This window comes from Streptomyces sp. NPDC054956 (assembly GCF_053609185.1).
Window position 1 is genome coordinate 1 of the sequence record NZ_JBSGXB010000114.1, and the last position, 21535, is coordinate 21535.

At 73.8% G+C, this 21535-nt stretch carries 19 protein-coding genes and 1 pseudogene; 6 read left to right on the forward strand and 14 right to left on the reverse strand.

Going from position 1 to position 21535, the window contains the following annotated elements:
- Positions 1 to 589, reverse strand: a pseudogene (locus ACWGDE_RS19340) (hypothetical protein); the annotation flags it as partial.
- Between the two features lie 304 nt (positions 590 to 893).
- On the opposite strand from ACWGDE_RS19340, the gene ACWGDE_RS19345 reads away from it, so the two are divergent.
- A complete protein-coding gene (locus ACWGDE_RS19345; RefSeq protein ID WP_453390203.1) occupies positions 894 to 2999 on the forward strand; it encodes a PhoX family protein in 2106 nt (701 codons plus the stop codon).
- Positions 3000 to 3095: 96 nt separating this feature from the next.
- Here ACWGDE_RS19345 and ACWGDE_RS19350 read toward each other — a convergent pair whose 3' ends face one another.
- The 4 genes from ACWGDE_RS19350 to ACWGDE_RS19365 all read right to left on the reverse strand — a co-directional run bounded on the left by ACWGDE_RS19350 (position 3096) and on the right by ACWGDE_RS19365 (position 8250).
- Positions 3096 to 4313 (reverse strand): sensor histidine kinase, encoded by a 1218-nt coding sequence (locus tag ACWGDE_RS19350; RefSeq protein ID WP_453390204.1) that lies wholly within the window; start codon positions 4311 to 4313, stop codon positions 3096 to 3098.
- A gap of 48 nt (positions 4314 to 4361) precedes the next feature.
- Positions 4362 to 5102 carry a hypothetical protein gene (locus ACWGDE_RS19355; RefSeq protein ID WP_453390205.1) on the reverse strand — a complete coding sequence of 247 codons (741 nt, stop codon included), beginning with the start codon at positions 5100 to 5102 and terminating at the stop codon, positions 4362 to 4364.
- A gap of 185 nt (positions 5103 to 5287) precedes the next feature.
- Entirely contained in the window at positions 5288 to 7303 is a 2016-nt protein-coding gene (locus ACWGDE_RS19360; protein ID WP_453390206.1) for an FUSC family protein, read from the reverse strand.
- Between the two features lie 119 nt (positions 7304 to 7422).
- Complete coding sequence (locus ACWGDE_RS19365) at positions 7423 to 8250, reverse strand: hypothetical protein (protein ID WP_453390207.1); 828 nt, start codon at positions 8248 to 8250, stop codon at positions 7423 to 7425.
- Between the two features lie 192 nt (positions 8251 to 8442).
- Here ACWGDE_RS19365 and ACWGDE_RS19370 point away from each other — a divergent pair, with 192 nt between their 5' ends.
- A complete protein-coding gene (locus ACWGDE_RS19370; RefSeq protein WP_453390208.1) occupies positions 8443 to 8850 on the forward strand; it encodes a hypothetical protein in 408 nt (135 codons plus the stop codon).
- Between the two features lie 200 nt (positions 8851 to 9050).
- Here ACWGDE_RS19370 and ACWGDE_RS19375 read toward each other — a convergent pair whose 3' ends face one another.
- The 6 genes from ACWGDE_RS19375 to ACWGDE_RS19400 form a co-directional block, all read right to left on the reverse strand.
- Positions 9051 to 9227: a hypothetical protein gene (locus ACWGDE_RS19375; protein WP_453390209.1), complete on the reverse strand. Its 177-nt coding sequence runs from the start codon at positions 9225 to 9227 to the stop codon at positions 9051 to 9053.
- Between the two features lie 89 nt (positions 9228 to 9316).
- Positions 9317 to 9691, reverse strand: a complete 375-nt coding sequence (locus ACWGDE_RS19380) for a hypothetical protein (RefSeq protein WP_453390210.1) — start codon at positions 9689 to 9691, stop codon at positions 9317 to 9319.
- A 132-nt stretch (positions 9692 to 9823) separates the two neighbouring features.
- Positions 9824 to 10534: a hypothetical protein gene (locus tag ACWGDE_RS19385; RefSeq protein ID WP_453390211.1), complete on the reverse strand. Its 711-nt coding sequence runs from the start codon at positions 10532 to 10534 to the stop codon at positions 9824 to 9826.
- A 374-nt stretch (positions 10535 to 10908) separates the two neighbouring features.
- A complete protein-coding gene (locus ACWGDE_RS19390) occupies positions 10909 to 11094 on the reverse strand; it encodes a hypothetical protein (protein ID WP_453390212.1) in 186 nt (61 codons plus the stop codon).
- Complete coding sequence (locus ACWGDE_RS19395; RefSeq protein ID WP_453390213.1) at positions 11091 to 11981, reverse strand: hypothetical protein; 891 nt, start codon at positions 11979 to 11981, stop codon at positions 11091 to 11093. Before ACWGDE_RS19395 ends, ACWGDE_RS19390 begins: the two co-directional genes overlap by 4 nt.
- A gap of 36 nt (positions 11982 to 12017) precedes the next feature.
- Positions 12018 to 13265: a 3-oxoacyl-[acyl-carrier-protein] synthase III C-terminal domain-containing protein gene (locus ACWGDE_RS19400; protein ID WP_453390214.1), complete on the reverse strand. Its 1248-nt coding sequence runs from the start codon at positions 13263 to 13265 to the stop codon at positions 12018 to 12020.
- A 182-nt stretch (positions 13266 to 13447) separates the two neighbouring features.
- Between ACWGDE_RS19400 and ACWGDE_RS19405 the strand changes: the two genes are divergently transcribed.
- Together ACWGDE_RS19405 and ACWGDE_RS19410 are read left to right on the forward strand one after the other, a co-directional pair.
- Complete coding sequence (locus ACWGDE_RS19405) at positions 13448 to 15598, forward strand: tetratricopeptide repeat protein (protein WP_453390215.1); 2151 nt, start codon at positions 13448 to 13450, stop codon at positions 15596 to 15598.
- Positions 15599 to 15667: 69 nt separating this feature from the next.
- Positions 15668 to 16099 carry a DUF6188 family protein gene (locus ACWGDE_RS19410; protein ID WP_453390216.1) on the forward strand — a complete coding sequence of 144 codons (432 nt, stop codon included), beginning with the start codon at positions 15668 to 15670 and terminating at the stop codon, positions 16097 to 16099.
- Positions 16100 to 16203: 104 nt separating this feature from the next.
- On the opposite strand, the gene ACWGDE_RS19415 is transcribed toward ACWGDE_RS19410, so the two are convergent.
- Together ACWGDE_RS19415 and ACWGDE_RS19420 are read right to left on the reverse strand one after the other, a co-directional pair.
- Positions 16204 to 17175: a quinone oxidoreductase family protein gene (locus ACWGDE_RS19415; protein ID WP_453390217.1), complete on the reverse strand. Its 972-nt coding sequence runs from the start codon at positions 17173 to 17175 to the stop codon at positions 16204 to 16206.
- 216 nt (positions 17176 to 17391) lie between these two features.
- The gene (locus ACWGDE_RS19420) at positions 17392 to 18408 is read right to left on the reverse strand and encodes an AraC family transcriptional regulator (RefSeq protein WP_453390218.1); all 1017 of its coding nucleotides are present in this window, start codon (positions 18406 to 18408) and stop codon (positions 17392 to 17394) included.
- 96 nt (positions 18409 to 18504) lie between these two features.
- On the opposite strand from ACWGDE_RS19420, the gene ACWGDE_RS19425 reads away from it, so the two are divergent.
- Positions 18505 to 19443, forward strand: coding sequence for an NADP-dependent oxidoreductase (locus tag ACWGDE_RS19425; RefSeq protein ID WP_453390219.1), 939 nt, complete (start codon positions 18505 to 18507; stop codon positions 19441 to 19443).
- 221 nt (positions 19444 to 19664) lie between these two features.
- Positions 19665 to 20732 carry an acyltransferase family protein gene (locus ACWGDE_RS19430; protein ID WP_453390220.1) on the forward strand — a complete coding sequence of 356 codons (1068 nt, stop codon included), beginning with the start codon at positions 19665 to 19667 and terminating at the stop codon, positions 20730 to 20732.
- Between the two features lie 83 nt (positions 20733 to 20815).
- Here ACWGDE_RS19430 and kdpC read toward each other — a convergent pair whose 3' ends face one another.
- On the reverse strand, positions 20816 to 21451 hold the full coding sequence (gene kdpC / locus ACWGDE_RS19435; protein WP_453390221.1) for a potassium-transporting ATPase subunit KdpC: 636 nt from the start codon (positions 21449 to 21451) through the stop codon (positions 20816 to 20818).
- Positions 21452 to 21535 lie beyond the last annotated feature (84 nt).

Genomic DNA, 21535 nt, shown 5'->3' on the forward strand with positions numbered 1-21535 from the left:
GGTCGGCCTCGGTGGTGGCTGCCGCGAGCGGCTCCGCCTCCGGGGTTGCCTCGGCGGCCTGTTCGGCCTCCGGCGCGACGGCGGGGGCCTCGTCCTGCGCCTGCGGTGCGACGACGTCCGCCTCGGCGGCGACGGCCACGAGCGGTTCCGCCTCCGGCGCGGTGGCGGCGTCGGCCTCGTCCTGCGCCTGCGGCGCGGCAGCGTCCGCCTCGGCGGCCGGGTCGGCCTCCGGTGCGGTCACAGCGGCCTCGGCGACGACCTCGGCCTCGGCCTCGGCGGACGGGGTCGGCTCCGCCGGGGGAGTCGGCGGGATGGGGCCCGAAGGGGAGCGGCGGGCTTCCGGGACCGTGGGGTCCGGGGTGTGGGCCGGTGCGGGGGCCGTGAGGACGGTGCCCGGTTCGCGGTCGCGCGGAGCGGACTGCGGCGGCACCGTGGGGTTGTCGAAGGACGCCGCGACGAGTTCCGCCGCCGCGTCCAGTGGGGTGCGTTCGGTCTGACTCGGGAGGGCCGCCGAAGGGGTGTCGGACGACTCCGTAACCGGTTCCGAAGTCCGTCCGAACACCTTGCGCAACAAGCTCCGAATACCCATGGGCCAGGCCTTTCGCATGAGTGCGTGCGTCATTTGTCCGTGAGGCGCGGTAGATCCCTGCCCAGAGTGGACACGTAAGGTTATCGGCCCCTTGGCTGGATCTTCGGCAGGGGCACCTTAGGGGCACCACTTCGTGGCGCCCGCCGCTCCAGCACACTCCCTCCGCACCCGAACTCCCGCCCCGACGTGCCGGATTCACCGGGCGTTCATCCGCGCGCCGCCGCATCGGCGCAACCCGCGCCTACCGTCACCGACGGATTGTTCCGACATGTTGTCGGGGACCGTGCATCAACGGAGGACACTCGTGCGCAAGCTCCTGCCCCTGATCGGCAACTCGCATGGGGGCGGCCGTTCCGCCCTCACCTGCCGCTACCGCTGCGGCGACGCCTGCTTCCACGAGGTGCCGAACACCAGCGACAACGAGTACGCCGGGGACGTCATAGCCCGCGCCTACTCGCGCCGCGCGATGCTCCGCTCCGCCGCCGTCGTCACGGTCGCCTCTGCCGCCGGTACCGCCCTCACCCTGAGCGGCAACGGCTCCTCCGCCACCGCCGACCCCGCCGCCGACGCCCTGAGCGCGGCCCGCGGCAAGGGCGGCGTCGACGGTGCCCGCGGCCTGCGCTTCAAGCCCGTCGCGCCGAACACCGCCGACCAGGTCACGATCCCCGAGGGCCACGAGCAGAACGTGGTCATCCGCTGGGGCGACCCGATCGTCAAGGGTGCCCCCGCCTTCGACGCCGACAAGCAGACCGCCGCCGCCCAGGCCGGTCAGTTCGGCTACAACAACGACTTCCTGAGCCTCCTCCCGCTCGACGACGACGATGACGACCGTCAGCTGCTCGTGGCCAACCACGAGTACACGGACGAGAACCTCATGTTCAAGGCGTACGACCCGGCCAACCCGACCCGCGAGCAGGTCGAGATCGCCTGGGCCGCGCACGGCCTCGGCGTCGTCGTGGTCCAGGAGGACCGCCGCAGCGGCAAGCTGACCGCGGTCAGCCGCCACCGCCTCAACCGCCGCCTCACCGCGACCAGCGAGTTCAAGCTGACCGGCCCGGCCGCCGGCTCCGCCCTGGTCAAGACCTCGGTCGACGCCACCGGCACCAAGGTGCTCGGCACGCTGAACAACTGCTCCGGCGGCACCACCCCGTGGGGCACCACCCTCCACGGCGAGGAGAACTTCAACCAGTACTTCGGCAACGCCGGCCAGGTCACCGACCCGACCGCGGCCGCCCGCCTGAAGCGCTACGGCGTGACCGCCGGCGCCACCGAGCGCAAGTGGGAGCGGTTCGACAAGCGCTTCGACGTCGCGCAGGAGCCCAACGAGTCGCACCGCTTCGGCTGGGTCGTCGAGCTGGACCCGTACGACCCGCACTTCACCCCGCGCAAGCGCACCGCGCTCGGCCGCTTCAAGCACGAGGCCGCGCAGCCCCGCCTGACCGAGGACGGCCGTCCCGTCGTCTACATGGGCGACGACGAGCGCTTCGACTACTTCTACAAGTTCGTCTCCTCGAAGCGGATGAAGAAGGGCGACTCGCGCGCCGCGCACGAGCACAACCTCACGCTGCTCGACGAGGGCACCCTCTACGTCGCCAAGCTCACCGGCGACTCCCAGGCCGCCGAGATCGACGGCACGGGCAAGCTGCCCGCCGACGGCGAGTTCGACGGTTCCGGCGTGTGGATCAAGCTCCTCACCTCGTCCCCCTCGGGCAACGTCTCGCACGTCCAGGGCATGACCGCCGAAGAGGTGGCCGTCTTCACGCGCCTGGCGGCCGACAAGGCCGGCGCGACCAAGATGGACCGTCCCGAGGACGTCGAGCCGTCCCCGCGCACCGGCCGCGTCTACATCGCGCTGACCAACAACACCGACCGCGGCAAGCCGGGCAAGGCGGAGGGCGCGACCGAGGCCAACCCGCGCAACCAGAACAAGCACGGGCAGATCCTCGAGCTCGCCGAGAACTTCGACGACGCGGCCGGTGACGGCTTCGCCTGGCGCCTCTTCCTGGTCGCGGGCGACCCGAACGACCCGTCGACCTACTTCGCGGGCTTCCCGAAGGACAAGGTCAGCCCGATCTCCTGCCCGGACAACGTGGCCTTCGACCCGCACGGCAACCTGTGGATCTCCACGGACGGCAACCAGCTCGGCTCCCACGACGGCCTGTTCGGCGTCGCGACGGCCGGTGAGCGCCGCGGTGAGCTGAAGCAGTTCCTGACGGTTCCGCGCGGTGCCGAGACCTGCGGCCCGATCATCCAGGACAAGCGCGTCCTGGTGGCCGTCCAGCACCCGGGCGAGATCGACGGCGCGTCCGTCGAGAAGCCGCAGTCGGTGTGGCCCGACGGTCCGGGCAAGATCGTCCGCCCGGCGGTCGTGTCCGTGTGGCGCAAGGACGGCAAGAACATCGGCGTTTGATCCGATGAGGGATGGTTCGTGCTGAGTTGAGTCGGCGGGGCGGTCGGTGTTTCACGTGACACACCGACCAGCGCAGACCGCCCCGTTCGGCTTGCCTCAACTTCCGCTCGTCAGACGGCCCACGGGCAGTCGGAGGGTGGTCACCGCGCCCCCGTCGGGGGCGTTGGAGAAGCCGAGCGCGATCTCCAGTACCGCCGCCTGTCCGGCCACGATCGTCAGGCCCAGTCCGTGGCCGCGACCGCGTCCGGGGTCTCCGGTACGGAAGCGCTGCGGGCCCTTCTCGATCAGCTCGGCGGGGTAGCCCGGCCCGTGGTCGCGGACGGTCACCACCGGGCCCTCGACGCTCACTTCCAGCGGCGGCCGCCCGTGCTTGTCGGCGTTGACCAGCAGGTTGGTCAGGATCCGGTCCAGGCGGCGCCGGTCGGTGAGCACCACCGCGTCCCGCAGGATCCGTACCGAGACGGTCAGCCGGGTACCGGCGACGGCCCGTTCCACCGCCCGGCCGAGCTCCACCCGGGCCAGATCGGCCTGTTCGACGCCCGAGTCCAGCCGGGAGATCTCCAGCAGGTCCTCGGTGAGCAGGTGCAGGGCCTTCAGCCGGTCGTTGATCATCTCCTTGGGCCGGCCCTCGGGGAGCAGTGCGGCCGCCGCGAGAGAGCCCGTCAGCGGGGTCCGCAGTTCGTGCGCCACGTCCGCGGTGAAGCGCTTCTCCGCCTCCAGTCGGGCCTGCAGCGAGGCCGCCATCGAGTCCAGGGCCTGCGCGACGTCCCGTACCTCGTCGCGGGAGCCGGGCCGGTCCTCCGCGTCGGCCGGGAAGCCGACGCGGGCGTCGAGGTCCCCGGCGCTGATCCGGCGGGCCACGGCGGCGGTGGTGGCCAGCCGGCGGCTGATCCGGCCCGCGAGGAAGACACCGGCGAGGGCCACCACCCCGGCGGCCAGCAGCGCGGACACCAGGATCGCGGTGTCGATCTCCCGCAGCCGCGTACGGGTGCTGTCGTACGGGATCCAGACCGCGAGGGCCTTGCCGTCGGCGGGTCCGGCGGCCCACATGACGGGTTTGCCGTCGTGGTCGCCGACCATGCTGCCGGTCAGTCCGCGCGCGACCAGCTCGCGCAGCGGCCGCGGGAGCCGCGGCGGGTCCAGGGCGGTGTTCCCGCCGCCGAGCGCGGTGCCGTACTCGTACTGGGCCAGGGCGTAGTTCAGCTCGCGGTCCACGTCCTTGCGGACCTCCCCGACGAGCTGCCGGGCGACCACGTTGTGCACGAGGATCCCGAGCGCCGCCGCGACCGCGCAGCACACGGCCGTGGTGGTCATGGCGATCTTCCACCGCAGACTGCTCGTCCTGCGCATCGCGGCCCGCCCTCAGCCCGTGCTCGTACTGGTGCTCGCGGCCGGTTCCGGGCAGGGGCCGGGGCCGTCGTTCGGGCCGGGGCAGTCGTCGAGGGTGAGCTGCGACAGGTTCATGATCCCCGCCTCCGGGTCCCACACGTAGTCGGAGACGGAGGTCTTCTTCGGGTTCGAGGTGGGCTCGCGCACCGCCAGGTGCTCGGCGGCGACCTCCACGCCCTCCAGTACCCCGCGGCGGGACAGGATGCGGGCGATCGTCCCGTCGTCCTGGACGGTGTAGACGCGCAGTTCGCTGAGCCGGCCGTCGATGTCCAGGGCGGTGATCAGCTCGTCCCTGCCGTTGCCCGTCACGTCGGCGAGCACGGCGGGCCGCACGGGGCAGTCGGGGCCGCCGTCCACAGCCTGTGTACAGAGCGCGAGCCGCTGGATCGCCCGCGGGTCGACGAGGCGGCCGGTGCCGCCGTCGGCGGCGGTGGCGGAGGTGATGTCGGCCCGTACGACGTCCAGCGCGTTCACGCCCCGCATGGACAGCCCGTCGACCTTGCCGAGGCCCGGCACCACGGCGGCCGTGCCGGGCTTCTGGCCCGGGCCGGGGGGTTCGGGGCGGATGTCCTTCCACAGGCTGCGGGGGGCGTGCACGGTGCCGAGGTCGCCGTCGTTGCGGAGGCCCTCCACGTCGGCGCACCCCGCGATGGCCGCCAGGGCGGCCGTGAGCAGGATGCAGTGGCCGCGGCCGCGACGGTTGAAGGGCCTCATGCCCTGATGCTCCCCCGCCCCGCCCGGGACGGCCCGGGGCGCTGGGCCGTTGGGGGGTACGCGGGGCCGCTGCCGTCTGCGGCGCCGCCGCACGGGGGCCGGCCCCCGGACCCCCGCGCCTCAAACGCCGGCGGGGCTGATTTTTGGCTGGCGTCGGCCCTCACCTGCACGCCGAGGGGCTGGATCTATCGGGTCGGGTCCGCGATGGCTCGGGCTGCCGACAGTTCCTGGCGGACCGGGGCCAGGACCGAGGTTTCGTCGACCTCCGGGGGTGTCGGGGGGCGGAGTTGTGCCGGGGTGCTGGCTCTGCGGACGCCTCGGGCCAGGCCGCGGAGGTCCTCGGCGATGGCCTCGACCTCCTCGGGGCCCGGCGGCTGCGCGCCGTGGTTGACCCGGACCCGGGCGGCCGTCGTCGCGTCGACGATCCGTTCCACCGCGACGACCAGCGGCCACCACGCCGCCGCCCGTTCCCCGGTCGGCGGCGGCTCGGTCAGCGCCCGCTGGAACTCGCTGCGCACGCCCGACAGGTCGCGGTAGATGCGGCGGCGGGCCTGGAGGCGGGTGGTGCGGGCCGCCCGGAGGCCCGCCTCCGTGTCCGCGGCGGAGAACGCCCGCTCCACATAGCTCGCCGCGTCGTCCACCGCGTCGGCCAGCCGGTCCCCGATCCGGGTGTGCCAGCTCTCCGGCCACAGGAGGTAGCCCGCGACGAGGGTGATGGCGCAGCCGATCAGGCTGTCCAGGAGCCGGGGCCGGATCAGGTCGAAGCCCTGGTGGTTGAGCAGGTCCGAGAGGAGCAGGATGACCGGGGTGATCGCCGCGGTCTGGAAGGCGTACCCCTTGACCGAGAACGCGGGGATGAGCGCGGCCAGGACCACCATCACCGGTACGTCCCACCAGCCGCGCGGCACCTCGGACAGCACGGCCGCCGCGATGACCAGCCCCGCGGCGGTGCCCAGCGCGCGCAGCACGGCCCGGGAGAAGACCGATCCGAAGTCGGGCTTGAGGACGAAGGTGACCGTCAGCGCGACCCAGTAGGAGCGCTCGATCTCCACCACCGACACCAGCGCCTGCGCCAGCCCGATGCACAGCGCGAGCCGCAGCCCGTACCGCCACGAGGCCTCGGAGAACATCATGTCGCGCACCGCCCGGCGGGCCCGGACCCGCAGCGCGGCGGGCCGGCCGAGCCGGTCGTCGACGTTGTACGGGTCCGGCTCGGCCAGCAGCACGATGGTCGCGGCGTGCCGCAGGGCCGCGTCGATGGCCCGCTCGGACTGACCGTCCGGCGGGGGCAGGTCCAGTACGGGCGTTCCCGTGCGGCCCTCCTCGACGGCGGCGGCCAGCTCCCGTACGGCCGCCGGGATCTCGGGGGCCAGCGGCTTGCGCCGCAGGTGCGCGGCGGGCGCGGCCTCGACCAGCGGGATCAGCACGTTGAGCTGCGCCAGCATCCGTACGAGCGAGGGGCTGCGCCCGTGCACCCGGGCCCGCCGGCCCAGCACCAGGTCGTAGGCCTGGTTCAGGGCCTGGGTGACCTGCTGGCGCCGCTCCTCGTACGCGGGCCCGGGCCCGCCCGCGGCCTCCAGGGTGTCGGCCAGCGCCCGGTAGGTGGCGGCGACGGCGGCCCGCTCGGGCTGCCGGCCCCGCAGCGGCCAGCCCAGCAGGGTCAGTACGAGGACGAACAGCCCGCCCGCGCTCAGCAGCAGCGGCGCCGTCCACCAGGGCCGGGGCATGGGCAGACCGGCGCCGACCACGGCGTTGAGCAGGAGCAGCAGTCCGGAGACGGAGGCGACGGTGCCGATGGAGGAGATCATCCCGGAGACCAGGGCGATCAGGGTGAGCACGGCGACGGCGAGCCAGCCGTGCCCGAAGACCAGGGTGCCGAGCGCGACGCCGACGGCGCCGAACAGCTGCGGCACGGCGATGTTCAGGATGCGCATCCGGTAGGCGTCGGCGGTGTCGCCGATGACCCCGGACAGGGCGCCCATCGAGACGAGCGCGCCGTACTCGGGCTCGTCGACGGCGAAGCCGACGGCCAGCGGAACGGCCAGGGCGATTCCCGCGCGCAGTACGGCGGCCCAGGGGATCGGCGCGGAACTCGGCCGCAGCCCCTTCAGCAGCCAGGCGGGCGGTGCCAGCGGGTGGGGTCGTCCCGGCGTGTGCCGGGCCCGCCCGGACGATATGTCTTCCGTGCGTTCGCTGCTCATTCCCGCTTCCGTGCCGCCGCTCGCGAATCGGTTCTTCCGGGGTGTGTCGCCCGGAGCGCTCACCAGGTCGTTCTCTGGGGTGTTCTGCGGATTTGCTCGCCAATGTCTCCCTTCCGAGCTTATGGGGTGCGGCGCAGTCGGCCCGCCAGCCAGGCGGCCAGTGCCGCGGCGAGTCCGACGGCCAGCACCACCCAGGCGGTGGTGCGCAGGAAAGCGGTGAGCGCGTCGTACACGGCCTCGGCGGCCGCCCGGTCGATGTCGGCCGGGAGATCGTCGAGGGTGAGGCGGCGACACAGGGCCACGGCCGCCCACAGCAGGACGGCACCGGCCGCGAGTCCGAGTCCGGTCGCCACCACGGCCCGGCGGCGCCGGATGGCGACGGTGATGGCCGTCGCGGCCAGCAGCACGGTCAGCAGGGGGAGCCAGACCCCGGCGATCTGGAGCATGCGGAAGCCCTTCCGGAGCGCGCCGAGGTTGTCGTACTCCATGACCTTGACCGACAGGTGGGTCACCGGGATGCGGTCGGCGAGCGGCACCCCGTTCTCCACCAGAACGCCTTTGACCTGGGCGATGACGGGCGCGAGATCGATGCTGACGGCGTTTCCGTGACCGGTGGTGAGCGCCTCGAAGAACGCGCCGTGGGCGGCGCGGTTGGCCGCGTCCCAGGCGGTGCGGTAGGCGGGGGTCCCGACGAAGGAGCGCAGGGCCTCGGCGAGCAGGGCGTCGACCCCGCCCTGGAAGGGGCCCGCGTCGATCTGCCCGGAGATGGCTCGGCCGGCCTGGGTGACGACGACGTTCTGCACGGCGGGATTCGAGGCGAGCGGGGACATGGCGGCGGTGTACCGGTCGGCACTGCCGAGCTCGTGATCGGCCCAGTACGCGACGGCGCTCGCGGGCACCAGCAGGGCCACGAGCGCGATGAGTACCGCCGAGAGGAAGGTCCGCACGTCACCAGGGAAAGGCGGCCGGACGCCCGGCGCGAGCGGGGGTACTGCGGGCGGGTGGTGCGCGGGCGGCGCGTGCCGGGCTTGCGGGCGGCTTCCGGCTCGCCCGCCCGCTCCAGGAACCCCCGCCGAGTGATCCAGTTGCCGGTCGGGGGCGGCGGGTGTGCCCTGGATGATGGGAGAGAGGAGCCCGTCATGGCACATGCGGCACCCACCGCCCCCCGGCGACACCGGCACACGGCGGCCGACACGACCCACCTGAGCAGGTCGGCCCTCACCCGCCCCCTGCTCATGGGCCTCGTCTACGGCGTCTACGCCGCCTTCATGAAGCGCCAGATGGGGCCCGTCGACGCGGGCAACGTCTTCTACGGGATCCTGTGCGGCGCGATCTTCGCCGCCTGCCTGTTCGCCCTGGCCCGCATCGGCCCCCGGCTGAGGCGCGAGGCGCACGCGGCGGTGTACGCGATCTTCGCGGGCGTCTCGTTCGGCTACCTGTACAGCCTCGCCGACGAGAGCGTCCTGAAGTCCAGCGGCCTCGGCCTGGCCGTCGGCGCGGGCGTCGGAATCGCGGCGTTCTACCGGTACTACGTACGCGAGGACTAGTACCCGTCCTTCGTGTTCGGCCCGGACGGTACTTTCGGCGGGCCGAATGCGGACGAAAGACTGAAGTGGGTGGACACCCCGCCGGCCGACACTGGTAGTGGCGCCGGTTCCCGTGCTCCGTGGTCGAACCTCACGTGACCACTCTCCGTTGCCGAGAGCGCGGGAACCGGTGCCTCCTCATGTCCTCATGCGGTACGTCTTCAGGCGGTCGGCTGCTCGGCCTTGACCTCCGCGGCCGGCACTTCGGCGGCCGGGACGGGTTCGGGTTCGGTCCGGCGGGCCGGAGGGGCCGGCGGGGCCGGCGGGGTCTGCGGGGAGAAGCGGGCGGCCTCGGCGCGGAGCATGGCGTTCAGGGCCAGGTACGGGTCGAAGGGCATGGCGGAACCTCACGGTGCTCGGGGGTGTGGGGAACGCGCGTGCGGGGCGCGCGGCTACTGCTGCTGCGCGGATCTGGATCTCGGTCCGCTCAGCAGCGCAGGACCACACTCCGGAGCACCCACGGGGACGAAGCCGTCGCGGTCGTGTCCGCCGGGCGCGGGCCCACCGCCTCGAAGCCGGGGTGTTTCACGTGGAACACCGGGCGCCGCAGGGCCCGTACGCCGGGGAACCCGCGCACGGTCACCCGTACCGCCTGGCGCACTTCGGGGTCACCGGCCGGATCGGCCGGTGCCTCGGTGGGCTCGGCGGGCGCCGTGGGGGAGGGCCGGGCGCCGGCGGCCGTCGCGGGGGACGGCCCGGACTGTCCGGCGCCGAACACGCACAGCAGCACGACGCAGAGCACCGTCAGGGGCACCCTCAGGGCCCTGCCCAGTGCCGTCCGCGCACGCCGCGTCCCGCTCATGCGAAGGGTGTGCCCCGACACGCGGGCCGCCCACCCGCCCGGTCGGGTTCGTCCCCCGACCGGGGGACGAAGTCACCCCCCTCGGCTGTCAGGTGGCCGAGGGGGGTGACGGTTCCGGGGCCGCCCGCCCGGTCAGCGGGGTGCGCGGCGCTGGCCGGTCAGCCGGGCGAGGACCGCCGTCTCGCCGCTGACCAGCCGCAGTTGGGCCTTGCCGGACTGGGTGTCGCGTTCGGAGACCCCGGTGGGGGAGACCCGGTACACGGTGAACACGGCGGTACGCCGGTCCGCGCGGGGAACCTCGACCGTCTGCCCGCGCCGGAGTTCGGCGAGGCGGAGGAAGTCCCCGGAGACGACGGCGGTGCCGACCGAGCCCGGGGCGGGGCCGGTGGAGTCCCACACGGCCCCGTCCGTACGGTCGGGGCCTACGGCGTGTGCGCCGCGGCGGGCCGGGGCACTGCCGTGAGCGGGTGTTCCGCCGACGGCCGGCCCGCCGACAGGCCCGCCGCCAGGCCGGGCGTCCGTTTCGCCGGCCGGTGTGCCGCCCGTCAGCGGGACGTCCACCTGGAGGCTGCGGATGACCAGGCGCAGCGGCAGCGCGTGGGGCAGCGGCGTGACGCCCGCCCGTGCGGGGCGACGGGCACCCTTCCCGGTGGTGTGCCCGCCGGAGTTCTCCAGTTGCCGGGCCAGCCGGCGCGGGCCGGACAGTCCCAGCACGCGTGAGGGCAGGGCGTCACCGGCGGTCGGGGCGCCCGGCCGGCCTCCTTCGGTGGTGCGCAACACCCCTAGGCCGGTGAGCAGCAGAGCCGCCGTCAGCACGCCGACGACCCACTTGGCGCGGGGCATGGGAATCCCTTCTGGTCCGGCTCGGGCGGCCGGTTCCTGAGAGCAGTGGACCCTTCGGCGGCCCTCGGCACCGTGCGTAACACGAGGGGCTGACGGCGCGTCACTGCCTCTTCTCCGTCGGGACGGTGCGTCTTCGCAGCTCGCGGCCGGTGGGCCGGGGCGGACGGGGTTGTGGGCGACGTGCGCCCGAACGGGTGAGAACGTCAAGTGCGGGACTCGGGCGTGTCGGGTCCGCGGCACGTTCTGCCACATGCGAAAACCTGTCAAGCGGGACGATATGACGGGCCGTCGGCGTGAGTTGCGGGGGTGGGCGGGGCGCCTTGTCCTTGGATCATGAACGATCCGTACGCATATGCCTTGGCCATGGGACCCCATTACTTTCCGAACCGGTCGACCGAGCGCGTTCCCGGATCCGGCGGCGGAGGTGGTGACGTCGGGGGCGCCGGTTTCGCCGGCGCTGCGCCGCCGCCCAGGAAGCGCTCCGAGGCGGCCTCGCGCAGCGCGTCCGCCAGGCCGTCCACCACGCGCCGCTCGCGCCACGGCCGTTCCGCCGCGCTCACACCCGCTCCGGCACCCGGACGGGCGGCAGGGCGGGCGCCGCAGCCCGGATGAGGTAGCGGGCGCCGATGGGCGGGAGGTCCAGCTCGGTGGTGGCCGCCGCCGGCTGGAGCGCCGAGAGGCGCCGCAGGATCCGTAGGGCCGGCTCGGGGCCGACGGCCCGGGCCAGGTCGGCCGCCTCGGCCGGGTGCGCGTGCACCCAGCCGATGTGGCGCAGCCCGGACCAGCCGGGTTGCTCGGCGGCGTCGGCCAGGGCGCGGCCGGCGGCGGCGAGCGGCAGCAGGTTGACGGCCGTGCGGGCCGTGGGGACCAGGGGGACCGCGGGGCCGGTGGAACCCGGGGGCGACGGCCGGGTGGCCTCGGCCACCGCGGTCCGCGTGAACGCGGACCGCGGCAGCTCCGGATGGTCGGCGAGGTCGCTCACGGTCGGGGCGAGGCAGTGCACCCCGGCCGGGAAGCGGCCCCGTACGGCCGCCGCGGCGACCGTACGCCCGGCCGTACCCGCGTCCCCGACGGTGACCAGGTGGAACGCCGTACGGCGCCCGCTCGCGGTGGCGAGGGGCAGCAGGGCGACCGCGGTGGCGGCAGGCTGCTCCACGCACCAGACGGCGTCGAAGGGACGGCCCGCCGGGGCGGACGGGGTGTCCGGGGCGCCGACCCGGACACCGGCGGCCAGCACGTCGGCGGCCCGGCGGGCGTCGAGACGGGCCGCGAGGAGGTCGACGTACTCGGGATACAGCCCGATCAGCGTGAGCTGCCGGGCCAGCAGGCGCCTGCTCTGCCGTACGTCGGTGGCGGTGAGCAGGGTCAGGTGGTGGCCGCGGCCCAGGAGTTCGGCGGCGAGTCGGATGCCGGTGGGGCTGGCGGCACCGGCGAGGGCGATGTGCACGGCGGGCTCGTTTCGGAGGAGGTGGGGCGCGTGCTCCTACGCGGTGGCGGCAGTGACGGTGGTGACCCGGGCGGGCTGAGCGGCCTGTGCGGCCTGTGCGGCCTGTGCGGCGGCCGGGACCGGGGGCAGTGGTTCGGTCACGGTGACCTCGCCCGGGATCGCGACCCGTACGAGGAAGGCTCCGCGCTCGGGACCCGCGCCGATCACCGAGAAGCAGACGGTGTCGTCCGCGCCGACCAGGCCGTTCACGAGGTCCGTGTAGAACAGCACGGGCGTCGCGGAGGTGACCAGGTTGCCGAGCTCGCGGGCGTGGGCCGGGGCCTTGAACGTGTCCAGCCCGGCGAGCTGGTGGTAGTCCTCGACCAGGGCCGGCCCGGCCTGGTGGGTGTAGATGCGCCGGACCTCGTCCACGAACCCGGGGCGGTGCGCGTCCATCGTCTCCTGGTTCAGCATCATGCCCCGGGAGTAATAGCGGGCCAGTTCGGGGCCGTTGAGACCGAATGCGGAGAGTTCGGCGGATCCGGGGAAACCGGGCGGGTGGGCGGCGCCGCCGCCGGGGTAATGGATGAGGGGATCGCTGAATCCGGGCTCGCCCCCGAAATCGAGGGAATCGCGCGAATAGAAACCGAGTCCGTCGAATTCCTCGTCCCGCTCGAATACGAGCGCGGTGGCGGCGTCGGAGAACAGCGCGCCGGAGCACCAGAGGGTGTGCGCGAAGGGATGCTCGCCGTCCGCGCCGCTGTACTGGGAAATGATGCCGTTCTCGTCGATCCCGATCGGGCTGGCGGCGTTGTACGAGATCACGAGCGCGCGCCGGGCGCCGGTCCGGGCCAGGTGCGCGGCGACGCGGGAGAGCCCGCCGCAGCCGGCGCCGAGCTGGAAGGGCGGCACGCTGTCGGGGATGCGCAGGCGTCGCAGCAGGTTGAAGGCGTCCTGGTCGAGCATGATCTCGTACGGGGTGCACGTGGCGACGAAGACGGCGTCGATGTCCTCGGGCTCGGCGCGGGCGGAGCGCAGGGCCTGGCGGGCGACGTCGAGGACGGTGTCGAGCGCCCCGAACCGCTCGCGGTCCCAGCTCTTGGAGGTGACCCCGAGTATCCGCTGGATGTCGGAGCCGCTGATTTCCTTGCCCTCCCTCTTGCGGTGCGGGATGTGTGCGAGCCGGGCCCAGTCGTCGACGGAGATGATGTCGCCGATCTGGGCGCCGACTCCGGAAATCCGATAGGGGAACGAGTACGCGTGCGCGGCGGTGGCGGTGGCGGTGGCCGTTTCCGAGGCAGACATGCTTCTCCGGTCCGTGGAATCCGATGGGGACGGCTCCAGCGAACACCAGGGGCCGGACCCGGAGAAGGGAATGCGGGGGTCGCAGTGGTGAATGCGTTGAATGTGGACAGGGGGAGGATCCTGTGCGGGGGGCGGGGGCCGTCGTCCGGCCCGTGCGGCGGGGCGGTCGGGGGGTGGCCGGCGTGACGCGCAGACCCCCCAACGCGCGGCTGGCCGGGCTGCTCGCCGAGGCCCGGTGGAGCGGTGCCGAGCTGGCGCGCGGCGTCAACGCGCTCGGAACGCTCCACGGGCTGGGCCTGCGGTACGACCGGACCGCCGTGGCGCACTGGCTGTCGGGCACCAGACCGCGCCGGCCCGTGCCCGAGCTGATAGCGGCGGCGCTGACGGAGCGCTGCGGACGCCTGGTCACGGTGGAGGAGGCGGGCTTCGAGCCCCGGCCCGGTGCTCGCTCCGGCTCCGGCTCCGGCTCCGAGTCCGGCTCCGGCTCCGGCTCGGGCTCCGGTCGGCACCTGGGCTCCGGACCCACCGCTGCCGGCTCCGGTGGGGCGGGGGCCTCGGGTGGGGGTGCGGGGCGGGGGCGGGCCGTGCGGGCCGCCCCCGAGGGGCTGCGGCGGCTGGCCCTGCAGACGCGCGCGGACTCGGACCCGCGCAGTCGGCCGCCGCTGCTGCAGAGCCCGTACCAGCCGGTCCCGGTACCGGGCTGGGACGCGCCGGAGGCCGGTCCCGACCCGGCGGGGACCGGGTTGGCGGAGCTCGCCGCGCGGCGCCACCTCAAGGCGCACGCGGAGCAACTGCGCGACCTCACACGGAGTTTCTCGGGCCTCTACCTCACCCACGGCGGTACGCACACCCGCGCGGCCCTGGCGGCCTGGCTGGCCCAGGACGCGGGAGCCTTCGCCGCCCGCCACCCCGACCCCGCCGCACCCTTCGCCCGGGACGCCGCAACGGACCGGCGGGTGGCCGGTTCCGGGGGCGGCGGCGGCCCGACCGGACCGGACGGGCTCCCGGCCCGGGGCGGTACGGGGCTGCGCGCGGACGAGGCCTGCCGGGCGGGCGGCGACGGCGACGGCGACGGGGACGCAGACGGGGATGGCGCCGGGGCCGGGGCCGGGGCCGTAGCCGGGGCGGGGGCAGATGCCGGAGCCCGGGGCCGGGGGCGGGGCGCAGCCGGAGACGAGGCCGTAGCCGGGACTTGGGCCGGGACCGGGGCTCGGGGCGGAGCTGGAGCCCCGGCCGGGCATGGGGCCGGGTACGGGCCCGAAGCCCGGACCGGGGACGGCGCCAGGTGCCCCGGCCGTGACGCTGGCAGGGGTGGAGGCGGCGACGGTGCCAGAGGCGACGGCGACGGCAGTCGTGGTGGCGACCGTGGCGGTGACGGCGGCCGTGACGGCAGTGGCGCCGGCCGTGGTGCCCAGCGCGGCAGCGGCGGCGGTAGCGGCGGCGGTGTCCGCCGTGCAGGCGGCGGTACCCGTGGTGGCTCGCCCGGCTTCGCAGCCGCCGGTCCCGGCGGTACCGGCGCGGATGGCGCGCAGCCGCGTACCGGCCAGGGGCCCGGGGGAGGGCGGGAGGCCGGACCGGGGGGAGCGGAAGGGGACGTGTTCCTGGGATACGCGCAACTGGCGCACCTGCTCGGGGAGATGACCGCCGACGCCGGACACCACGGGCTCGCGCAGGAGTACCACGGCATCGCGCTCGGGCTGGCCCGCCAGGCCGGGGACCGGCGGATGTACGCCATCACGCTCCGCGCGATGAGCGCGCACGCCGGCCGGCTCGGGCAGCCCGCGCACGCCGTGCGCCTCGCCCGGCTGGCCGTGGAGACCGCGCCCCCCGACGGGGAACCCGGCACGCTGGCCTTCCTCCTGGTCCAGCGCGCGGCTGCGCAGGCCCGCGCCGGGGAGCGGGCGGCGGCCGCCGCGGATCTGGCCGCCGCCGATCTGCTGCACGAGCGGCACGCGGCGAAGCCGCCCGCCGGCCCCTTCGACTCGTACGCCCGCGCCGACCTCGACTTCGCGCGGGCCCGGACCCATCTGGCCCTGGGCGAGTTCCCGGCCGCCGCCGAGGCCCTGGAGCGCTCCCTGCTCGGCCGCGCGGCCGGACAGCACCGGGCGAGGGCGCTCACGCACGCCGCACTCGCCGAGACCCTGCTGCGGCTGGGCCATCTCACCCGGGCGTGCGAGCACTGGCGCGCGTTCCTCACGGCCGCCCCGGCCGTGCAGTCCCGCGCGGTACGCGAGGCCCTCGGCCGCCTGCTGCGCGACCTGACCCCGTACCGCCGGGTCCGCGAGGCCGTCCCGACGGTCGCGATGGCCAGAGCCCTGGCCGAACGCCTGTGAACGCGCCTTCGCCCCCCGGGACGGGGAAACCTAATGGTGTGCGGCGACCGCATCGGTCAAGGTGCGGTCATGCGCACTGAAGAGAGTCCGGTCGAACACGAGGACCGGTGGATCCTGAACCTTCGCGGCAGGAGCGTCACCGGGATCGGCGCGGACTTCCGGCTCGTGCTGGCCCTCGACTCGGACGGGGAGGTCGCCATCGAGGCACCCGTCAGCCTCTCGCACGGGACGGTCCAGGCGAACCCGTCCGTGCTCCTGACACCGGAGTCGTGGGAGGTCGAGGCGGTCCGCGTCCTCCTCGGGGCGAAGGTGCTGTCGGCGGTCGCGTTCAAGTCCGGTGACCTGCGGCTCGTGTTCGACACGGGCCACCACCTGAACTGCCGGTTCGATCCGTCCTTCGAGGCCTGGCAGGTCAAGGGCCCGGGAGGGTGGCTCTTCGCGTCGCTGCCCGGGGGCGACCTCGCCGTCTTCCGCGGCGAGGCGGGAGCGAGCGAGTCCTAGGTGTTCCGTCCGGGGAGGTTGTGGACGGGTGAGCCAGGTCTCGGCTGAGGGATCTTGAAGGGGTACACCTCCGTCTCCAAGATCCCCGACCTCGTCACCCGCGATCAGCTCCGCGTCTCCTCGCGGCGTCCAATGGCGGCCGCATCGGGTACGACGAGCAGCTTGCCGGTGGTACGCCGAGCCTCCAGATCGCTGTGGGCCTGGGCGGCCTCGGACAATGCGTAGCGGCCCGTTACGGTGACCTCGAGCGCCTTGGAGCGCACCCACTCGAACACATCGGCGGCCCGTCGGAGCAGTTCGGACCGATCGGCGATGAAGTCCCCGAGGCTGGGCCGGATCAGGGTCAGCGAACCGCCGTGGGCGAGCCGAATCGGATCGAACGGCGGCACGGCACCACTTGCGGCGCCGAACAGCACGAGATGGCCGCGGGTTCGCAGGCTGGCGAGGCTCGCGTCGAAGGTGTGCGCGCCGACGCCGTCGAAGACGACCGGCAGTCCCTGACCGCCGTTGAGCCGCCTCACCTCGGCTGCGAGATCGTCGACCGCGGAGGAAAGGATCACCTCGGCGGCCCCGGCACGCTTCGCCAGCTCGGCCTTCGCCGTGGTCGAGGTCGTGCCGATCACCCTGCCGCCGAGATGGGTGATGAGCTGGGTCAAGAGCAGCCCCATGCCGCCGGCAGCCGCATGCACGAGCACCGTGTCGCCCCGCTGAACGGGGTAGGCGTCCTTGATGAGATAGTGCGCGGTCATGCCTTGGAGGAGTACGGCGGCGGCCGTCTCGAAGCCGATGTCGTCGGGCAGCGGCACCAGCCGGGAGGAGTCCACGACGGCCCGCTCGGCATACGTGCCGGGGACCTCCACCCAACCGACCCGGTCCCCGACCGCGACGTCAGTCACGCCGGGTCCGACTTCGACGACCGTGCCGGCGCCCTCGGAGCCCGGGGTGAAGGGCAGCGGGAGGCTGTACCGGCCTTCGCGGTGGTAGACGTCGAGGAAGTTGACCCCGGATGCGGCGACCTCCACGACCGCCTCGCCCGGACCCGGCCGCGGCTGGTCCACCTCGGCCTCCCGCAGCACCTCGGGACCGCCCACTTCGTACACCTGAATCGCTCGCATGACTCTCCAATAACGGCTCATCCCCCACCAACCCCGTTGATGGCGATTAACGGCTCGTCCCCCACCAACCCCGTTGATCGCGATCCGATTCCCGGCAAGCAGACCGGCCCGCCGCCCCCGCCGAGAGCTGAGACGCCCGCTGTGCACCCGGGTCAGGCAAGATCCGAAAGAGATGGCCTAGAGCGTCCGGGCGGGCCCGGTCGCGCGGTAGCGGCCGGGGGGAATGCCGTACGCGCGTTTGAAGGCGTGCGCGAACGCGTACTCCGAGGCGTAGCCGGAGCCGGTCGCGAGCGTCGCGAGGGGGGCGTCCGTGGTGCGCAGCAGGCGTGCGGCCGTGGTCATGCGCCACCAGGTCAGGTAAGCCAGCGGGGGCCGGCCGACGAGGCCGTGGAAGCGGCGGGCGAAGGCGGCCCGGGACATCCCGGCCCGTGTGCCGAGCGAGGCCACCGTCCAGGGCAGGTGCGGCTCGCGGTGCATGGCGGTCAGGGCCGCGCCGATGCCGGGATCGGCGAGCGCACCGGCCCAACCGCCGGAGCCCGCGCCCGTGCCGGCCCCGGAGCCCGCGTCCGCACCGGCCCCGGAGTCCCCGCCCGCGCCCCCGCCCTCGTAGTGGGCCCGCAGCACGTACAGCAGCAGTACGTCGAGCAGCGCCGGCACCAGGGTGTCCGCGCCGAGGCCCGCGCCGGGGGCGGTGCGGTCCGGGGCGGCCTCGCGTGCCAGCAGGGCCACCGCCTCCGCCACCCCCGGTACTCCGTCCGGCCCGCCGGACAGCCGCAGTACGGCGGGCAGTTCGCGGAGCAGCGGGTGCGCGTGCTCGGCGTCGAGGCGGTAGCCGCCGCACAGGGTGACGGTTTCGGGCCCGCCGCCGGGCTCGCCGACGGTGTCGCTGACCAGCACGGGCCCGCCGGGCCCGTCCACGAGGTCGCAACGCGGCTCGGCGACGGCCGCGCCCGAGCTCCCGAGCAGGGTGTATCCGTGCCCGTGGGGCATGAACAGCACGTCTCCCGCGCCCAGTTCGAGAGCCGGCCCGCCGTCCTCGGTCACGAGGTGGCAGCTCCCGCTCAGCACCACCTGGAAGCCGGCCGAGCCGGGTACGGCGGGGAAGCGCTGACCCCACGGCGCGTGCCACCGGACGAGCGCCGAGGTGGGCCGACCGGTCCGCATGAGCGCGATGACATCGCTGAGTACGTCCACGACGCGGCAGCGTAGACCACCACCCGTAGACGATCGCGCAGGAATCGGGCACTTTCCCGCATGGGAAGTCTCCGCACCCGCCCATAGCTTCGGGGCATGGCGATCAACAGCACGGAAGTCATGCGCGCGGTGCGGTTCCACGGCTACGGCGGGTCCGCCGTCCTGCGTCACGAGGAGGTCCCGCGGCCCGTCCCGGGCCCCGGCGAGGTGCTCGTGAAGGTGGCGGCGACCTCCTTCAATCCGTCCGAACTGGCCTTGAGGGGAGGGCTGTTGCAGGGAGTCCTCCCGCTGGAGTTCCCGCACACCCCCGGCTGGGACCTGGCCGGTACGGTCGTCGGCACCGGCGCCCGGGTCATCGGCCGGCTCGACGAGGGCGGTGCGGCGGCCGAGTACGCCGCCGTCCGGCCCGAACTCCTCGTCCCCGCACCTGAGTCGGTCTCCCTCGCCACCGCCGCCGCGCTCCCGGTGGCCGGACTGACCGCCTGGCAGGCCCTGTTCGGGGCGGCGCGCGTCACCGCGGGCAGCCGGGTCCTGATCAACGGGGCCGGCGGCGCCGTAGGCGGTCTCGCGGTGCAGCTGGCCCGCTGGGCCGGAGCCACCGTCATCGCCGTCACCACCCCGCGCGGCGCGGAATCGGCCCGGCGGTACGGGGCCGGGCGCGTGCTCACCCCCGGCGCGGGCCCGCTCCGCGAGGCGCTGGGGGAGGAGCCCCCGCTGGACGCGATCGTGAACCTGGCCCCGCTCGGCCCCGAGGCCGCCGCGGAGCTGGCCGCCCTGCTCGGCCCCGACGGGTACGGCATCGACGGGCCCGGCCGCGCCGTCTCGGTGGCCACCCCGATCCCCGGCGGCATCCACCTGGTGGCCCGAGCCGACACGGGTCAGCTGTCCCGCCTGGCCGCCCTGGTCGACGAGGGCCACCTGGACCCGACCCCCGCCGCGCTCCGCCCCCTGCACGAGCTGGCCGCCGTACACGCCCAGGCGGAAGCGGGAACCCTCCCACCGGGCAAAACGGTCCTATTGACCGCCACCCCATAGGGGCTGAGTGACGCGGCTACGATCGTGTGGCTCCTTACCCCCCAACGTGCCGGTGTCATGGACATCGCAGGAATTTCAGAGGCGTCATGTCCGACAGGCTCGTCCTCGCAGGGGACCGCGTCCCGGTGCCCCCCCAGACTCCGGAGGAGGCACCCGAACCCGTCCGGAGCGGGCCGGGTCGGCCGGGCGCCGGCGGGGCCGCGCGGGCACCGCGAATAGCGGTGCTGGACGGGTTGCGGCTGCTCGCGGCGCTGTCGGTCGTGATGTTCCACTTCCTGGCCGGCTACGGGACGGTCCCCTGGCAGGGGACCGCGAAGGAGCTGTTTCCCCTGCTGCACCGGATCGCGCAGTTCGGCTGGCTGGGTGTCGTCTTCTTCTTCATGATCAGCGGCTTCGTCATCTGCATGTCCGGGTGGGGCAAGTCCCTCCAGCAGTTCTGGGAGGGCCGGATTCTGCGATTGTTCCCGGTCTACTGGGCGGCCGTCGTGCTCTCCTCCGCCGCCGCCCGGCTGGGCCCGGACATCATGGGCGCGTCGAAGGTCACCTTCAGCCAGATGCTCACCAACCTCACGATGCTGCAGAGCCCCCTCGGCGTGAGGGGTGTGGACGTCGTCTACTGGACGCTCTGGGCCGAGCTGCGGTTCTACATGATCTTCTCGCTCGTCGTCCTGCTGGGTGCCAGTCACCGTCGGATCGCGAACTTCTGCTGGCTCTGGGCGCTCGGCTCGGTCCTGGCCCCGGCATGGGGCCTCCCCTGGCTGGACCAGATCCTGGTGTCCCAGTGGGCACCCTTCTTCATCGCCGGCATCGCCTTCTACCTCGTCCGCCGGGCCGGCCGGGTCGACGCCGAGACCCTGGGCATCCTGGCCCTGTCCTGGCTGCTGATCCAGCACCGCCTCCCGGCGATCATGGCCGATGAGGCACACGGCATCAACTGGAAGGTCTGCCTGACCGCGATCACCGCGATGTACCTGCTCATGGGCCTGATCGCGCTCGGGAAGCTGGACTGGATCCAGTGGCGCTGGCTGCCGGTCGCGGGTGCGATCTCGTACCCGCTCTACCTTGTGAACCAGTCGCTGGGCGTGCGGGTGATCTGGCGCTGGAACGAGCAGTGGGGCGCCTGGCCGACCCTTCTCGGGGTGACTGCGGGCGTCGTGCTGGTCGCCTGGCTGCTGCACCGTTGGGTGGAGCGACCGCTGGTCCGGCTGCTGCGCCGCCTGATGGCCCCGCAGACCGATCAGCCGAAGGTACAGCGCGCCGCAGTCGTCGGGTCGTCTTCGGAAGCCTGACCGCGCGGGCCGTTTCCGGACGGGAGACGGCGGTGTCACCGAGGGGCCTGCGAACCCGGTGCCCCTCGGTGACCTCGACACCGCTACTTCTCCGTGAGCGCCTTCAGGGCCACGTTCAGTTCCAGTACGTTGACCCGCGGCTCGCCCATGAAGCCCAGGGTGCGGCCCTCGGTGTGGGTCTCGACCAGCTTCGCCACCTCCGCCGCCGGGAGGTGGTTCTTCTCCGCCACGCGGGCCGTCTGCAGCTTCGCGTACTCCGGGGAGATGTTCGGGTCCAGACCCGAGCCGGAGGAGGTGACCGAGTCCGCCGGGATCTCGGAGATCCGCGGGGTGTACCCGGGGACGGTGTTGTCCAGGACGACCTTGGCCTTGGCCTCCTCCACCGCCTTCAGGAGCTCGGGGCTGTCCGCCGCCTTGTTGGTGGCTCCGGAGACCAGCAGCTTGTACCGGGTGTTCAGGGTGTTCTCGGCCAGCCCCGCCGCCGGGCGGCCCTGGAACCAGCGCGGGTCGTCCCCGTACGACTGCCCGATCAGGGAGGAGCCGACGACCCGGCCGCCCGCGTCCTTGATCTCGGAGCCGTTGGCCTCGTGGCCGAAGGCGGTCTGGGCGATGCCGGTGATGGCGAGGGGGTAGAGGACCCCGCACAGGACGGTCAGGACGAGGAGGGCTCGCAGGCCGGCTCCGATGAGGCGGGCGGTGTTTCCAAGGGAGTTGTTCATGTGTCAGCCCAGCCCGGGGATGAGGGAGATGATCATGTCGATGAGCTTGATGCCGACGAACGGGGCGATGAGGCCGCCGAGTCC